Annotated in this window: 11 protein-coding genes; 3 read left to right on the top strand and 8 right to left on the bottom strand. The window is 58.6% G+C overall.

Features of this window, described 5'->3' with window-relative positions; translation table 11 throughout:
• Positions 1-459: 459 nt before the first annotated feature.
• The 3 genes from M1B34_RS25810 to M1B34_RS25800 form a co-directional block, all read right to left on the bottom strand.
• Entirely contained in the window at positions 460-675 is a 216-nt protein-coding gene (locus M1B34_RS25810; protein ID WP_123334220.1) for a transcriptional regulator, read from the bottom strand.
• Positions 676-698: 23 nt separating this feature from the next.
• Positions 699-2,117 (bottom strand): amino acid permease, encoded by a 1,419-nt coding sequence (locus M1B34_RS25805; RefSeq protein WP_268266607.1) that lies wholly within the window; start codon positions 2,115-2,117, stop codon positions 699-701.
• 365 nt (positions 2,118-2,482) lie between these two features.
• Positions 2,483-2,905: an Lrp/AsnC family transcriptional regulator gene (locus M1B34_RS25800; protein WP_268266606.1), complete on the bottom strand. Its 423-nt coding sequence runs from the start codon at positions 2,903-2,905 to the stop codon at positions 2,483-2,485.
• Positions 2,906-3,090: 185 nt separating this feature from the next.
• Between M1B34_RS25800 and M1B34_RS25795 the strand changes: the two genes are divergently transcribed.
• Positions 3,091-4,143, top strand: coding sequence for an ornithine cyclodeaminase (locus tag M1B34_RS25795; protein WP_268266605.1), 1,053 nt, complete (start codon positions 3,091-3,093; stop codon positions 4,141-4,143).
• A 34-nt stretch (positions 4,144-4,177) separates the two neighbouring features.
• Positions 4,178-5,116 (top strand): citrulline utilization hydrolase CtlX, encoded by a 939-nt coding sequence (gene ctlX / locus M1B34_RS25790; RefSeq protein WP_185039269.1) that lies wholly within the window; start codon positions 4,178-4,180, stop codon positions 5,114-5,116.
• A gap of 258 nt (positions 5,117-5,374) precedes the next feature.
• Here ctlX and M1B34_RS25785 read toward each other — a convergent pair whose 3' ends face one another.
• The 4 genes from M1B34_RS25785 to M1B34_RS25770 are packed head-to-tail and all read right to left on the bottom strand — an operon-like array spanning position 5,375 to position 11,434.
• Positions 5,375-6,781, bottom strand: coding sequence for an ATP-binding protein (locus M1B34_RS25785; protein WP_268266604.1), 1,407 nt, complete (start codon positions 6,779-6,781; stop codon positions 5,375-5,377).
• Positions 6,778-8,589, bottom strand: coding sequence for a DAHL domain-containing protein (locus tag M1B34_RS25780; protein WP_268266603.1), 1,812 nt, complete (start codon positions 8,587-8,589; stop codon positions 6,778-6,780). The genes M1B34_RS25785 and M1B34_RS25780 overlap by 4 nt, the downstream gene beginning before the upstream one ends.
• A complete protein-coding gene (locus M1B34_RS25775) occupies positions 8,586-9,539 on the bottom strand; it encodes a cytochrome-c peroxidase (RefSeq protein WP_268262316.1) in 954 nt (317 codons plus the stop codon). Before M1B34_RS25775 ends, M1B34_RS25780 begins: the two co-directional genes overlap by 4 nt.
• Before the next feature lie 26 nt (positions 9,540-9,565).
• Positions 9,566-11,434, bottom strand: a complete 1,869-nt coding sequence (locus M1B34_RS25770) for a GGDEF and EAL domain-containing protein (RefSeq protein WP_268266602.1) — start codon at positions 11,432-11,434, stop codon at positions 9,566-9,568.
• 213 nt (positions 11,435-11,647) lie between these two features.
• Here M1B34_RS25770 and nosR point away from each other — a divergent pair, with 213 nt between their 5' ends.
• Complete coding sequence (gene nosR / locus M1B34_RS25765) at positions 11,648-13,009, top strand: response regulator c-di-GMP phosphodiesterase, NosR family (protein ID WP_268266601.1); 1,362 nt, start codon at positions 11,648-11,650, stop codon at positions 13,007-13,009.
• A gap of 240 nt (positions 13,010-13,249) precedes the next feature.
• On the opposite strand, the gene ppk2 is transcribed toward nosR, so the two are convergent.
• Entirely contained in the window at positions 13,250-14,167 is a 918-nt protein-coding gene (gene ppk2, locus M1B34_RS25760) for a polyphosphate kinase 2 (RefSeq protein ID WP_123334199.1), read from the bottom strand.
• Between the last annotated feature and the right edge of the window lie 161 nt (positions 14,168-14,328).

Below are 14,328 nucleotides of genomic sequence, written 5' to 3'. Positions count from 1 at the left end.
CAAGGCCGCTCTGGCGCTTGTGTCTGTTCTTGCCTACATCGGCTGTGAATTCAGCTGTCGTGTGCAGATTTTTACCTGTCTGAGTCGTGACCGAGCCTGATAAAAACCGGGTCTGCTGTTAGAGCAAGGGGAGCATAACCGCCCTTGCTTTCCCTCCCTCAAAGACGGCCATGAACATGACAGTACCAACATCGAGACCCTCAACAGCAAGACGGTGAACAATGCCTGTGCTGATTTGGAACGCCAGACGGTGCGTTTGCAGCAATGGGTGGGCAGCTTTCGGATCTGACTCATGTCTTGGGGGCGCGGTCGCCCATCCAGACCTGGGGCAGCAGGATTTTACTGAACCTGGCAGCGATCAAAAAAAGGACCTTCGGGTCCTTTTTTCGTTTCTGTGCAAACCCCTGTAATCCAGCACTGCATGCAGTGCTTGGGGGGTAAATGACTCGCTCGAGAAATCTACAGCTTCTGCCGATTGAGGGGGCGGTTATCGGCGTCGATCTCCCCCTCGTTCAGCAGCTCTGATGCGCTTGAGCCGTGTTCGACCCGGTGTAGCCAATACAGCACGGCCTTCTTCATGAACCAATGCGGTGTTCGATCCAGAGAGGCAGCGGCCTGCTTGATCCTCTTTCTGGTTGAAGGGTCGAGCTTGATGCCTGACGTCGATGAGCTCACTCGCATCTTCCTTTCTCAACATCTCAAGAGGCTGTGGTGGCGGCCGGGTAGGCCGTCGCTTTCGCATTGTGGCGATAGGCAAGCAGCAAGCCGATGTACCAGATGGGCATCACGTACAGGGCGGTGCGGGTGTCCGGCTCCAGTGCGAGAAGGCACAGGACGAACATCAGGAACGCCAGGGAAATACCTGCCGTGAACCTGCCACCGGGGAGCTTGAAGGTCGAGCGCAGGTGAGCTTCGTGGTTGCTGCGGCGGTAGGCGAAGTACGACAGCAGGATCAACGACCAGGTGACGATAACCATGACAGCCGAAATCGTCGACACCAGGGTGAAGATCACCATGATGTCCGGGATGGCGAACAGCAGGGTCAGCGCAATCGCCATGCAAAGGCCCGAGAACACCAGTGCGCGGACCGGTGTGCCGGAGCCCGACAGGCGCCCGAAAGCCTGCGGTGCCTGTTTGTTGTGAGACAGGCCGTAGAGCATGCGGGAGCCCGAGTACACGCCGCTGTTGGCCGAGGAGGCTGCCGACGTCATCACCACGAAGTTGATCATCCCCGCGGCTGCCGGCAGGCCGCCCAGCAGGAACAGCTCGACGAAGGGGCTGCGGTTTGCAGGCACGTTGGCCCAGGAGATCACGCTGATGATGCAGGCAAGCGCCGTGACGTAGAACAGCAGGATGCGCAGTGGGATGGTGTTGATGGCCTTGGGCAGCGTTTTCTCCGGGTTGTGGGCTTCAGCTGCGGCGGTGCCCAGAAGCTCGGTGCCAACGAACGAGAAGATGGCGATCTGGAAGCCGGCAAGGAAACCCAAGATGCCATGGGGCATCATGACGCCGGGCGCTACCAGGTGGCTGAAGGACGCGGTTACCCCGGCAGGGGACGTGTAGGACGTGGCCACCATCACCAGCCCGGTGACGATCAGGGCGACGATGGCGATGATTTTGATCAGGCCGAACCAGAACTCCACCTCACCGAAAGCCTTCACGGCCAGCATGTTGAGTGCCAGGAGCAGGAACATGGTGCTGAAGGCTGGAATCCATGTGGGGAGGTGTGGATACCAGTATTGAAGGAACCCTGCGACCACCACCACGTCACCGACGGCGACTACTACCCAACTGAGCCAGTACGACCAGGCCAGTATGAATCCTGCGCGTGGCCCGAGGTAATGGTGCACAAGCTCGGCGAACGAGCCCATTTCAAGGTTGGCGAGGAGCATCTCTCCCATCGCCCGCATGATGCAAAAGACGAAGAACCCAATAATCGCGTAGACCAGGATGATTGAGGATCCGGAGAGCGCAATCATCTTCCCTGACCCCATGAAGAGACCCGTGCCGATGGCGCCGCTGATCGCAATCAGCTGAATGTGACGATTTTCCAGCAGTCTTTTAAGTGTTCGTCCGTCGCCGTGAGTCGCGTCTTGCGAGTTGCAGGTTTGATGCATAACTGACCTCTTATTTTTTTTCTGAGAAAACCTCTCCCTCCTTCCTGATGAAAGGTGATTTATGTGGGCATAAGTAATGTTGCACCTCATAAAACGGAGGGTTTGGTTAATACGCAGACGAGAAAGCAAATTCCAGCGCAAGGGCCTGACCAAACTGTCAGGTGATTGAACTCTAGAGACGCGGTGTGCGTGTTGCCGTTGTTGGATCCTGCCCCGGTCGACTAGAAGTGCTCATTTTGCCAGCCCTAGTTGCCAACCGGAACGCTACAAAATGTTATGCGCGAAGGCCTGTCTTATCACTTTGCATAGTCTGTGTTGCATTTTGATAGGTCGCGCAAAGCAAGGTACGGGCGGCCCAATTCGGACTACATCTTGAAGGTCGACAGCAGGATGCTGGTTTCAGTGTTGTCGATGTACTGAATGGAGCGAATGGTGTTGAGCGCCTTGTCAAAGGCCTCCAGTGTTTCGGCCCGAAGCTCCGCCATCAGGTCCCATCGGCCGTTGGTGGTATGGATGGCGACTACGCTGGGATGCCCGCGTAGCGCGTGTTTGACCTCGGCGGCATGGTGGCCACTGATAGCAATGCTGGTGATTGCCCTGACCCCTCGCTCTATGGCATCGGACTGAAGGCGGATCGTGTAGCCCATGATGATGCCGCTCTCTTCGAGCTTGGTGAGGCGATTCTGCACAGTGGCCCGGGCGACCTTGAGCTTCTTGGCCAATGTCATAACAGGGGTGCGGGCGTTGTCCCGCAGTAGAGCGATGAGTTCCCGATCAATGTTGTCCATGATGCGCACGCTATCCAGATTGCTATTTTTAGTGAGCAAAGTGTCTATAAAACTGCCAAATCTGGCAACCTGTACGCTTCATTTTGTATCAGTCTTTCATCAGAATTTTGCAGGTGGCAAGAACTCTTACTTGGCGCCCGCTCAGCACTACTTCAAGGCGGGCGCCCTTATTCAGGTGCTTAGCAATGACGCATTTCATCGACGTACCCACGATGTCTGACCTGGTTCATGACATTGGCGTAGTGCAGTTCTTGGGGGAACTTTCCGAGGTTATTCGCGAAGACTTCAAGCGCTGGCCGGAGTTCGACAAGTCTGCCCGCGTGGCAAGCCACTCAGAGGTCGGGGTGATTGAGTTGATGCCCGTGGCGGATCACAACCAGTATGCGTTCAAGTATGTAAACGGCCATCCCTCCAACACCTTCAAAGACCTTCATACCGTGATGGCATTCGGGGTGCTTGCTGATGTCAACACGGGCTACCCCGTGCTGCTTTCTGAGCTGACGATTGCAACGGCCTTGCGTACCGCCGCCACCTCGCTGATGGCCGCCAAAGCACTGGCCCGTCCAGACGCTCGAAAAATGGCATTGATCGGTAACGGTGCGCAAAGTGAGTTCCAGGCCCTGGCCTTCCATAAGCACCTGGGCATTCAGGAGATCGTTGCGTACGACACCGATCCTCTCGCGACGTCGAAGCTGATCAGGAATCTCCAGGAATACCCCGAGCTCAAAATCACCCGTGCGCAGAGTGTTGCCGAAGCCGTACGAGGGGTGGACATCATCACCACCGTCACCGCAGACAAGGCCTACGCGACCATCATCACCCCCGAGATGCTTGAGCCGGGAATGCACCTGAACGCCGTCGGCGGTGACTGCCCGGGTAAAACCGAACTCCATGCCGAGGTCCTGCGCCAATCCAGGGTCTTTGTGGAGTACGAGCCGCAGACCCGCATCGAAGGCGATATCCAGCAGCTTGAAGCCGACTCGCCCGTCATCGACCTGTGGCGTGTGCTCACGGGTGATCAGGAAGGTCGCCAGAGCACAGAGCAGATCACCGTGTTCGACTCCGTGGGCTTCGCTCTCGAAGACTATTCGGTGCTGCGCTACGTGCTTCAGCAGGCTGAAAAACGTGGTGTGGGTACGAAGATCGATCTCGTTCCGTGGGTCGAGGACGATCCGAAAGACCTGTTCAGCCACACCCGTGGTCGCTCGGCGAAAAAACGCATCCGACGCGTTGCATAACTCTAAGATCAGCCCCCTACATCGGTAATTCTTGATGGCATTTCCAACGCGTTCGATTCAAGCGCCTGCTGCCGTGGTGATGGTCAGGCCACACGCCTTCACCCCCAACCCAGAAACGGCTGCTGACAACGCCTTCCAGCGCTCAAATGCCTCTATCGCAGCGCACGCCCTTTCTGAGGTTGCGCGCGATGAGGTCACTCAGGCCGCCGAGCGGCTAGAGGCAGAGGGTGTTCGGGTTCATCTGTTTGATGACTTCGGCGAGAAAAACACCCCGGACTCGGTCTTCCCGAATAACTGGTTCTCGACACACCCAGGTGGTCACGTCGCGATCTACTCGATGTACTCGCCGAACCGCCGTCGGGAGAGGCGCGCCGATGTCATCGAGATGCTCAAGCAGGAGTACCGGGTTCAGGACGTGATCGACTACTCGGGCCTGGAGCAGGATGAGCTGTTCCTTGAGGGCACCGGAGCCATGGTGTTCGATCACATGTCCCGTGTGGCGTACACGGCTCGCTCGAACCGGGCTGACCCGATTGCCCTGGAGCGGTTCAGCACCCACTTCAACTTCGAGCCCATGGTGTTCGACACGACGGACGAGAAAGGCGTGCCGATCTATCACACCAACGTCTTGATGTGTGTGGCGACTGAATTCGCCCTGGTGGGGTTCGGCACTTTCACGAAACAGGCTCGTGCGGAAGAGGTTCGCATGCGTTTGATGGAGTCAGGTCGAGACGTGATCGATCTGACCAACCAGCAGATCAACGAGTTTGCCGGCAACGCAATCGAGCTCTCTGGGCGAGACGGTCGAATCCTGGCCCTCTCACGTCGAGCCTTCGACAGCCTCTCGGCAGAGCAGCGTCAACGTATCGAGCGGTCGGCCCGGTTGGTGCCGTTGGACGTTCCGACCATTGAAATGGCCGGAGGCTCTGTGCGCTGCATGATCGCGGGGATCCACTTGTCGCCTCGAACGTAACCTCAACGAGATGACCCCCATCCCCGCCCTCGCCAGGTGGGGATGGTTGTTATGGGCTTGCGCAGCGGTTCACGATAAGCATCGCCAATCTGCCCATCGCTCCGCAATTGATGGACTGGTGCCGGGCTGCTGCTGGCACGCAGCAAGTACTCCGAGGAGTCGCAGCGCCAGTTGCTACAGGGGTTCACCCTGAGCGGCTTCTGGGCGGCCGGGCAGGGGGGATGCACTCGCCGACTGTTCCGCTCCCGCGGCGCGGCGCTACTGATACTGCTGTGCTTGTCTGATCGGCAGCTCGACGCGAAAGGTGGTGCCAATCCCCAGTTCGCTGCGCACGCTGATCTCGCCACGGTGCTTCTTGATGATGCCGTAGGACAGGGATAAACCCAGGCCCGTGCCCTGGCCCACCGGTTTGGTGGTGTAGAAGGGGTCGAAGATTTTCTGCAGGCTGTCTGGCGCAATCCCCGAGCCGGTATCGCTGACTTCGATCCACACCCGTTCTCCTTCCACGCCGTTGCTCAGGGTGATGGAGCCTCGTTCCGGGCCCATGGCCTGGGCGGCGTTGACGATCAGGTTCATCAGCACCTGGTTGATCTGCGACGGCAGGCACTCGACCTCCGGCAGCGGGGTGTAGTACTTGACCACGTCGGCCTTGTACTTGATCTCGGCGGCGACGATGTTCAAGGTCGAATCCAGGCCCTGTTGCAAGTCTGCCCATTGCCATTCCTGGCTTGAGTCGACTCGTGAGAAGTCCTTGAGGTCCTTGACGATCTGGCTGACCCGGCCAATGCCCTCCTTGGACTCCTTGATCAGCAACGGAATGTCTTCCAGGAGGAAGTCCAGCTCGATCGCCGTGCGCAGTTGCACCAGGGAGTCGCGTGCCGGCTCCTGGGCGATGGCCTGCTCCGCATGGCCATAGGCATTGAGCATCTCCTGCAAGCGCCGGAAGTAGTTGTCCAGGGTGCCGAGGTTGGAGGAAATGAAGCCAATGGGGTTGTTGATTTCATGAGCCACCCCGGCGGCCAGTTGACCCAGGGACGCAAGTTTTTCTGACTGCACCAACTGGCTTTCCAGCAACTTGCGTTCGTCGATCTCCTTTTGCAGTTCGGCGCTGGTCTGTTTGAAGGCCAGGGTGCGTTGTTCAACCAGCGCTTCCAGCTGGCTCATCTGCAAGTTGGCGCGGGTGGTCATTTCCCACTTGGTGGTGAGGGTGTTGGCCATTTGCTGGACTTCAATATTGTCGAACGGCTTTTTCAGGATCAACAGGCGGTCATGGCCGTCCAGGCGATCGAGCAACTCGTCCCAGGAGTAATCGGAGTAGGCGGTGCACACCACCACTTGCAGCCGCGGGTCGTGTTGCCAAAGCGCCTCAATGGTTTGTGCGCCGTCCCAGCCATCGGGCATACGCATGTCGACAAAGGCCAGTGCGTAGGGCCGCTCCCGGTTCGCGGCATCCAGCAGCTTGGCCAGTCCTTCCTGGCCACCGTAGGCCGAATCCAGTTCGAACACGGTGGCAGCGGTCTTCGGTGCGCTGCCGAACAGTGCGTTTTCCATGGCGTCCAGTTCGGCGCTGTCACCGGTCTGGGGCGTGAGGATCTTGCGGAAGTCGACGTGGATCGCCGGAGTATCGTCGATCAGCAGGATGCGCCGGTTGATGGGGTTGCTCATGACTCACCTTCGGCGATTTTCAGGGGGATTTGCAGGACGAACATCGCACCGGTGCCTGGACCGTCACTGTAGGCATTCAAGCGGCCGTTCATCTCGATGGCTGCCAGCGCACAGCTGTGCAGGCCAAAGCCGTGGCCTTCTTTGCGCGTGGTGAAGCCGTGGACAAAAATACGCGTCATGTTTTCCGGGGTGATGCCTTCGCCCTCGTCGCGGACACTGATCTGCAGGGTCTGGCCTTCTACGATGCTGGTTGCCAGGGTCATGTTGCGCTCGTGATTGGAAACGTCGGACATGGCGTATTTGGCATTGCTGATCAGGTTGATCAGGATCAGCAGCAGCCGGTGCTTGTCGCCCATGATGCGCGGAATATCGGCGTACTCCTTGAGCACCTTCACATGGTGCCGGGTGAGGGCGCCGGAATTCATGCGCAGCGCGTCTTCGAGCAGCTCACCGATCGACAGCGGCTCCAGCACACTACTGGCTCCGGCGTAGGATTGCTGGGTGGAAACGATGTCCTTGATGTGATCGACGCTCTTGCTCAGTTGGGTCAGTTCCTCGGCCATGCCTTGCTGCTCAAGGTCGATGGCTTCCACCAACTGGTTCAGGTAGCCGGGGAGCAATTTGCCTTTTTCGTCCTCGCTGAGAAAACGCCCCAGGTCTTCCGAGTGCTGGTTGATCAACTGCATCGCCCTGCCCAGGCCCTGAGCCTTGCTGTTACGCAGTTTGCGGGTCACCAAGTCGGCAGAGATGTTCACGCTGTTGAGCACGTTGCCGACGTTGTGCAAGACGTTGGTGGCAATTTCTGCCATGCCGGCCTGGCGCGCGCTGTCGAGCAGTTCGCTCTGGGTGTCCTTGAGCTGGCGAGTGCGTTCCTCGACCCGCTGTTCGAGCTCGTCGTTGACCGCCACCAGCGCTCGGTTTATCTGGTGGATTTCGGCAAAGCTGCGGATCAGGCGGACCGTCAGCCAGATCAGGAGCAACACCAGCAGCGCAGAAAACAGCAGCAGGTAAAAATGGTAGCGCTGGTCAATGATTTCGGCTTCCTGCTGGTCACGGTTGAGCATGTTGGTGATGTCGTCCAGGCGCTCGGAGACCGGAACCATTTCGATCTGTTCAAGCAGGCCGTTGACCAGGGGCTGCTCACGCAGGATCAGCGAAATATGGTTACTGAGCACGTCGATGGAATCATGGAAGTCCTGTGGCAGCCGCTCCTTGTTCACTTGCAGTTTGTTCAGGCCCACCAAAATATCGGCAGCGTGCTCGGCGGAAGTGACCTGGGCAAACTCCAGGCTGCTGAGCAACAGGTCATAGGTGTCGGTGGCGATATTCTGTAATTGCTGTTTGTCGGCATCGGTCAGTCGAGCCAGTTGGGCTTGGATGTCATCTTCGGCTGTCGGCAGGAAGGCTAGAGAGTTACGCAGCACGGCATTGTGCGACTTGAATTGCTCCACCAGCCGGGTTTTTTCCTTCATCGCGTTTAGGTAGGCGTCCTGGGTGGCGCGCCAGTCAGGCGCCTGGTTGCGCCGGTCATGGGAGGCCATGGAGTCAAAGCTTTGCCACAGCTGGGTCATTTTGCTCAAGGGCGAGACCAGCGGGTCGTAGTTGTGACTGATGGCGACCCGGGCCTTGAGGATCTCGTTTTCCCATTGGGCGTTCTGCTGCATGATCTGGCGGATGAGGTCCCGGGATTCGGTGTAGGCAGCGGTCTGGTCCGATTTCGAATTGATGTACAGAAACAGCAGGATCGACGCGAGCACGACGGCGACCCCGGCCAGCAGGAGGAGGCTGGTGCGACGGGACACCTTCATAGTGGTTTGCCTTCCCATTCACCGGTCAGGGTCTTGAGGAATTTGACGATCAGGGTCTTGTCTTCCTCGGATGGAATGCGTCCCAGTTGGTACTTGAACATGATCGCCACGGCGCCCTCCAGGGTCGGCTCCGAACCGTCATGAAAGTAGGGCGCAGTGACTGCAACGTTACGCAGGCTCGGCACCTTGAATACATTACGATCATCCTCCTCGCCGGTGACATTGAACCGCCCCAGGTCCGCCACGGTCGGGTTGCCCCGGGCCTTGAAGTAGTCGCCGAGTACGCCGAATTTCTGGAACATGTTGCCGCCGATGTTCACACCCTGATGGCAAGCAATGCAGCCGTAGTCCTGGAAACGTTGGTAGCCGTATTTTTCTTCCAAGGTCAGGATTTCAGTATTGCCCGCCAGGTACTGGTCGAAGCGCGAGTTGCTGCTGAGCAGGGTCCGTTCATAGTCGGCCAGGGCGCTGCGGATATTGGCCTGTGTCACGGCGTCCGGGTAGGCCTCGGCGAACGCGCTGCCATAGCCCGGGTCGGCGCCGATGCGCTGGACCACGGTGGCCCAGTCACTGCCCATCTCGGAGGGGCTCTGGACTACGACGTGTACTTGTTCTTCCAAGGTTTCGGCGCGGCCGTCCCAGAACTGACGGAAGTTCAAGCTGGCGTTGAACACGCTCGGCGTATTGACCGCCACGGGTTTGCCGTCAAACCCCACTGACAGTGGTTTGTTATCGGCGCCGCCATGCTCCAGTCGATGGCAGCTGGCGCAGGACAAGCTGTTATTCACCGAAAGGCGTGGGTCGTTGAATAGCTGGCGTCCCAGTTCGACGCGCTTGCCATCCAGGGCCGGCAGCGGCGGTAAGGGCTTGAGTGGCCCCTCCAGTGGCGCGGCATCGGCGCCAACAGCGAACAGCAAGCCGGCTGAGAGCAGCAATGGGAGTGAAAACATGGTCGGTATCCTTAGCCCGCGAATGTTCATGAACGGCTTAGAAGGAGCTGCCGCGGGGCGCTCAGGAAAATGGCGAACGCTTCGGGTTCCACTGCTTTGCTGAAGTAGAAACCCTGGCCTTCCTCGCACTGGTGGCGCTTGAGAAAGTCCAGCTGTTCGGCGTTCTCGATACCTTCGGCGATGATACTCAGGTTGAGGCTTTTCCCCAGGTCAATGATGCTGCTCACCAATTTGGCGTCGTTGCTGTCGATACTCAGGTCGCGTACGAAGGATTGGTCGATTTTCAGCACATCGACTGGGAATTTCTGTAAGTAGCTCAGGCTGGAGTAGCCGGTCCCGAAGTCGTCTACAGCTAGCCTTACCCCAAGCCTCTTGATCGCATGCAGCGTGGTGATGGTGGCCTCGACGTTCTGCATCAGCACGCTTTCGGTGATCTCCAGCTCCAGGTGTGATGGATCGAGCCCGGTCTCGGCCAGTGTCTGGGTCAAGCGTTCGACAAAGTCGGGTTGTCGGAAATCGATGGCTGACACGTTCACCGACATGCAGATGGGTGACAGACCTTGGGCCTGCCAGGCCCGCGACTGGAGGCAGGCGCTGCGCAGCACCCACTTGCTGAGGGCGACGATCAGCCCGCAGTCTTCGGCCACTGGAATGAACACCGAGGGACTGACCAGGCCATGGCCGGGCCGTGCCCAGCGCACCAGGGCTTCGGCACCGACCACGGCGCCGCTGGCCAGATTCATTTTGGGCTGGTAGTGCAGGACCAGCTCCTGGCGCTGCAAGGCCAGGCGCAGTCCGGTTTCCAGGGTTTGCCGGTGCTGGGCGTGGAGGTTCATGTCTTCGATGAAAAAACTGAAGCCATTGGGGCCGCAGTCCTTGATGTTGCGCATGGCGGTCTCGGCTTTTTTGATCAGAGACACGGCATCCAAACCATCGTCGGGATAAATGCTGATGCCCAGGCTGGCAGTAACCGCCAGGTCGTGCCCGGCCACCCAGTGTGGAGTGTTGACGGCCGCCAGCAGTTTTTCGGCCACTCCCCGGGTCTGCTGCGGGTGCACGATGTCACCCAGGATCACCACGAACTCGTCCGAACCGTAGCGGAACACCGAGTCGGACTCGCGCAGCGCCTTCGCCAGGCTCTGGGCGACGTGCTTGAGCATTTCGTCCCCGGCGGGATGACCGAGGGCATTGTTGATCCGTTTGAAGCGGTCCAGACCGATAAACATCACGGCGATCTGCCGGTCATGGCGCCGGGACTGGGTCAGGTACTGGGTCAGGCGATCGCCCAGCAGCGTACTGTTGGGCAGCTCGGTGAGCGGGTCGTAGTGCAGGAGGCGGGACACGTTCAGCAGTTCCTGGACCCGTTGCTCAATGGTATGTTCCAGGTCGCGCATCTTGATCGCGGCGTCTTGTGCCAGTTGCCATTTCCAGGTCAGAGCACTGGCCATCTGGCGGATTTCCAGGCTGTCGAACGGTTTTTTCAGGATCAGCAACTGATCGCCGAATTCGATGCGTTCGGCCATGGCCTCCCAGGAGTAGTCAGAGAACGCAGTGCATAAGGCGATCTGCAGATGGGGGTCGGCTTTCCATAATTGTTCGATTGTTTGCAAGCCATCCCAGCCTGGAGGCATGCGCATATCGATAAAGGCCAGGGCGTAGGGCCTGCCTTCGGCCAGGGCCTGCTTGACCCGTTCCAGGCCTTCTTCGCCCTGGTAGGCGGAATCGAGCTGGAAGTGCGACTGGGGGATGTGTGTGGTGCCGAACAGCAGGGCTTCGGTGCTGCTTAGAGGACCGTCATCGTCAGGGCAGAGGATCTTGCGAAAGTCCTGATGGATCGCAGCGGTGTCGTCAACGATCAGGATTCGCCGGTTGCGGTGATCCGTAGACGCTGTCATTGCCGGGCTCCTGCCCGACACAGTGACCTTGGGTATAGGTTCATCGGGCTTCCTTTCCTGAACGCCGGAGGGTGGTTCCATCCAGGGCGTGAGCATAGTCCGGCTTCCCATTAATCGCTAACGCCCGCTATCAAATACAGACGCTGCTCGCGCAACTCATCTAAGCTCCTGCGCAAGATGGGCCGGATTGGCGTCAAACGGAAGGGGCGAAGCATGGAAGAGCCTGAAAATAATGTGACTCAGAACAGGCCGACGATTCTGTTGGTCGACGACGAGGAGTCGATTCTCAACAGCCTGCGCCGCTTGCTGCGGAGCCAGCCCTACGAGATCTTGCTGGCGGATAGCGGCGCCAGGGCCCTGGAAATCCTTGAGCAGCGGCCGGTGGATGTGGTCATGAGCGATGCCCGTATGCCGAGCATGGACGGTGCGACGCTACTGGCGCATATTCATCGGCTATACCCCTCAACGCTGCGTATCCTGCTCACCGGGTACGCCGACATGACGATGATCGCCAAGGCCATCAACGAAGGGCAGATCCATCGCTACATCAGCAAGCCATGGAACGACGAGGATATGTTGGTGACCTTGCGTCAGGCCCTGGTTTATCAGCACTCCGAAAGCGAACGCCAGCGTCTGGAAGCGTTGACCCGGCAGCAGAACGAACAACTGCGCAGCCTCAATCTGACCCTGGAAAAACACGTGGCGGCGCGCACCGCCGAATTGCAACAGACCGCCGATATGCTCGATCTTGCCTATGAAGAGCTCAAGCGCAGCTACGTGACCGGAACCGAGGTCTTTTCACTTCTGGCCAACCTGCGCCTGCCCAAGGCCAAGCAGACCAACCGCCAAATCATCGAATTGATTCGCGTCTACTGCGTCAGTCATGGCCTTGATGAAGCCGAAAGTCGGGACATGACCATGGCCGCTGCGCTTTACAATATCGGCAAGTTGAGCTGGACCGACAGCATGATGACGGCCCCGGCCGATCAGCTGTATCACACCGAACGAGAGCTGTACCGGGCCTATCCGAAACAAAGCGAGTCGCTGTTGATGACCCTGGAGCCGATGAAAGATGCGGCACGCATCATCCTGCATCACCAGGAGCGTTGGGACGGTAGCGGTTTTCCCGATCACCTCAAGGGCACGGCCATTCCTTTGGGGGCACGTTGGCTGAAGTTGGCTGTGGACTTTATTGAGTTGCAGCGCGGGTTGATCCTGGAGCGGCAAATGAACAGCGACGAAGCGCTGCTGTTCATCCGCAAATACGCCGGCAAATTGTACGACCCAGGTTTGGTGGAAGACTTCATCAACGTTTGCGCGACGTTCCTCAGTGACGTGACCTTGGCCGATCCGACCGTCAAGGACCTGGGCACCCGGGAACTGGTTGCCGGGATGGTCCTGGCTCGCAACCTGAATGCCGATAACGGCATGCTGCTGCTGAATGCGGGCAAGGTCTTGAGTACGGCGCTGGTGGAAAAGCTGATCGCTTTCGAAGCGATGGAAGGCGGTAAGTACACGGTTTTTATCAAAGAACCTGAGGTTGCAACCCAGAGCGATGGCGTATTGAGTTCGTGATTAACAATAGACATAAAAGAAATCAGACATAAAAGAAATCCCTTGGATTTCAACGGCGCGCCGCGCCAGGCGTGAGCCTCGTTTCCCGCACCCAACATACAGAAAAAGCCACTCAATCGAGTGGCTCTTTTTCGCCTGCGATTTGCCCAGCAGAGTGCTTTGCACTCCCGCCCGCATTGCAACGGGTTCACCTCTTGCCATTGGACCGCGGGGGCAGCCCAGCCCCCAATTCGGCCTCGCTCAATAAACCTGAGGCACGATCAGTTCCGGCGGCGTCGGGCTGCGGGAGTAATCTTCCTGGCGCACACGCTGCGGCAGCTCGATCACCGGTAGTTCCACTTCTTCATAGGGCATCTGCCCGAGAAGGTGATGGATGCAGTTGAGCCGGGCTTTCTTCTTGTCATCGGCTTGCACCACCCACCAGGGGGCTTCGGCGATGTGGGTGCGTTCCAGCATGATTTCCTTGGCCTTGGTGTAGGCCTCCCAGCGCCGACGGGACTCCAGGTCCATGGGGCTGAGTTTCCATTGTTTGAGCGGGTCGTGAATGCGACTGAGAAAGCGCAGGTGCTGTTCCTGATCGGAGATGGAGAACCAGTACTTGATGAGTTGGATGCCGGAGCGGGCGAGCATGCGTTCGAACTCCGGCACCGTGCGGAAGAACTCTTCGTACTGGTCGTCGTTGCAAAAGCCCATGACTTGTTCGACGCCGGCGCGGTTGTACCAACTGCGGTCGAACAGCACGATTTCACCCGCGGCCGGCAAATGCGAGACGTAGCGCTGGAAATACCATTGGGTGCGTTCGCGGTCATTGGGGGCTGGCAGGGCGGCAACCCGGCAGACCCGAGGGTTGAGGCGTTGGGTAATGCGCTTGATGACGCCGCCCTTGCCGGCGGCATCACGGCCTTCGAACAGGATCACGACTTTATGGCCGGTTTTGACCACCCAGCTTTGCAGCTTCACCAATTCGCCCTGCAGGCGGAACAGTTCGCTGAAGTAAATCCGGCGCGCGTTCTTCTCGCTACCGTCCTCGACGTGCTCATCAAACAGCGCATTCAGGTCATGCCCGTCTTCGGATAATTCCAGTTCCAGCTCTTCGTCACTGTGATCAAGCAGCTCACGGTGTATGCGCTGTATCAAGGCGTCTTCTGTCGAGTACATGGGACCCGCTCGCGTGGTGGAGGAGGGCAGAGTGTTAGTCGCAATTTGTGACGAGGCGATGACATCAAGGGGCGTTTCTGCGGGGGGAAGGGGGGGCGAAAGCGCGGTTTGCCATTCCACATTCATAAAATCGTAACAAAGCTGCGGCAGAGTTCGGGAGC

The sequence above is a fragment of the Pseudomonas morbosilactucae genome (genome assembly GCF_023241715.1).
Taxonomy (GTDB): Bacteria; Pseudomonadota; Gammaproteobacteria; order Pseudomonadales; family Pseudomonadaceae; genus Aquipseudomonas; species Aquipseudomonas morbosilactucae.
Note: the sequence above shows the minus strand (reverse complement) of the source record. Positions and strands in the feature narration are given on the sequence as shown.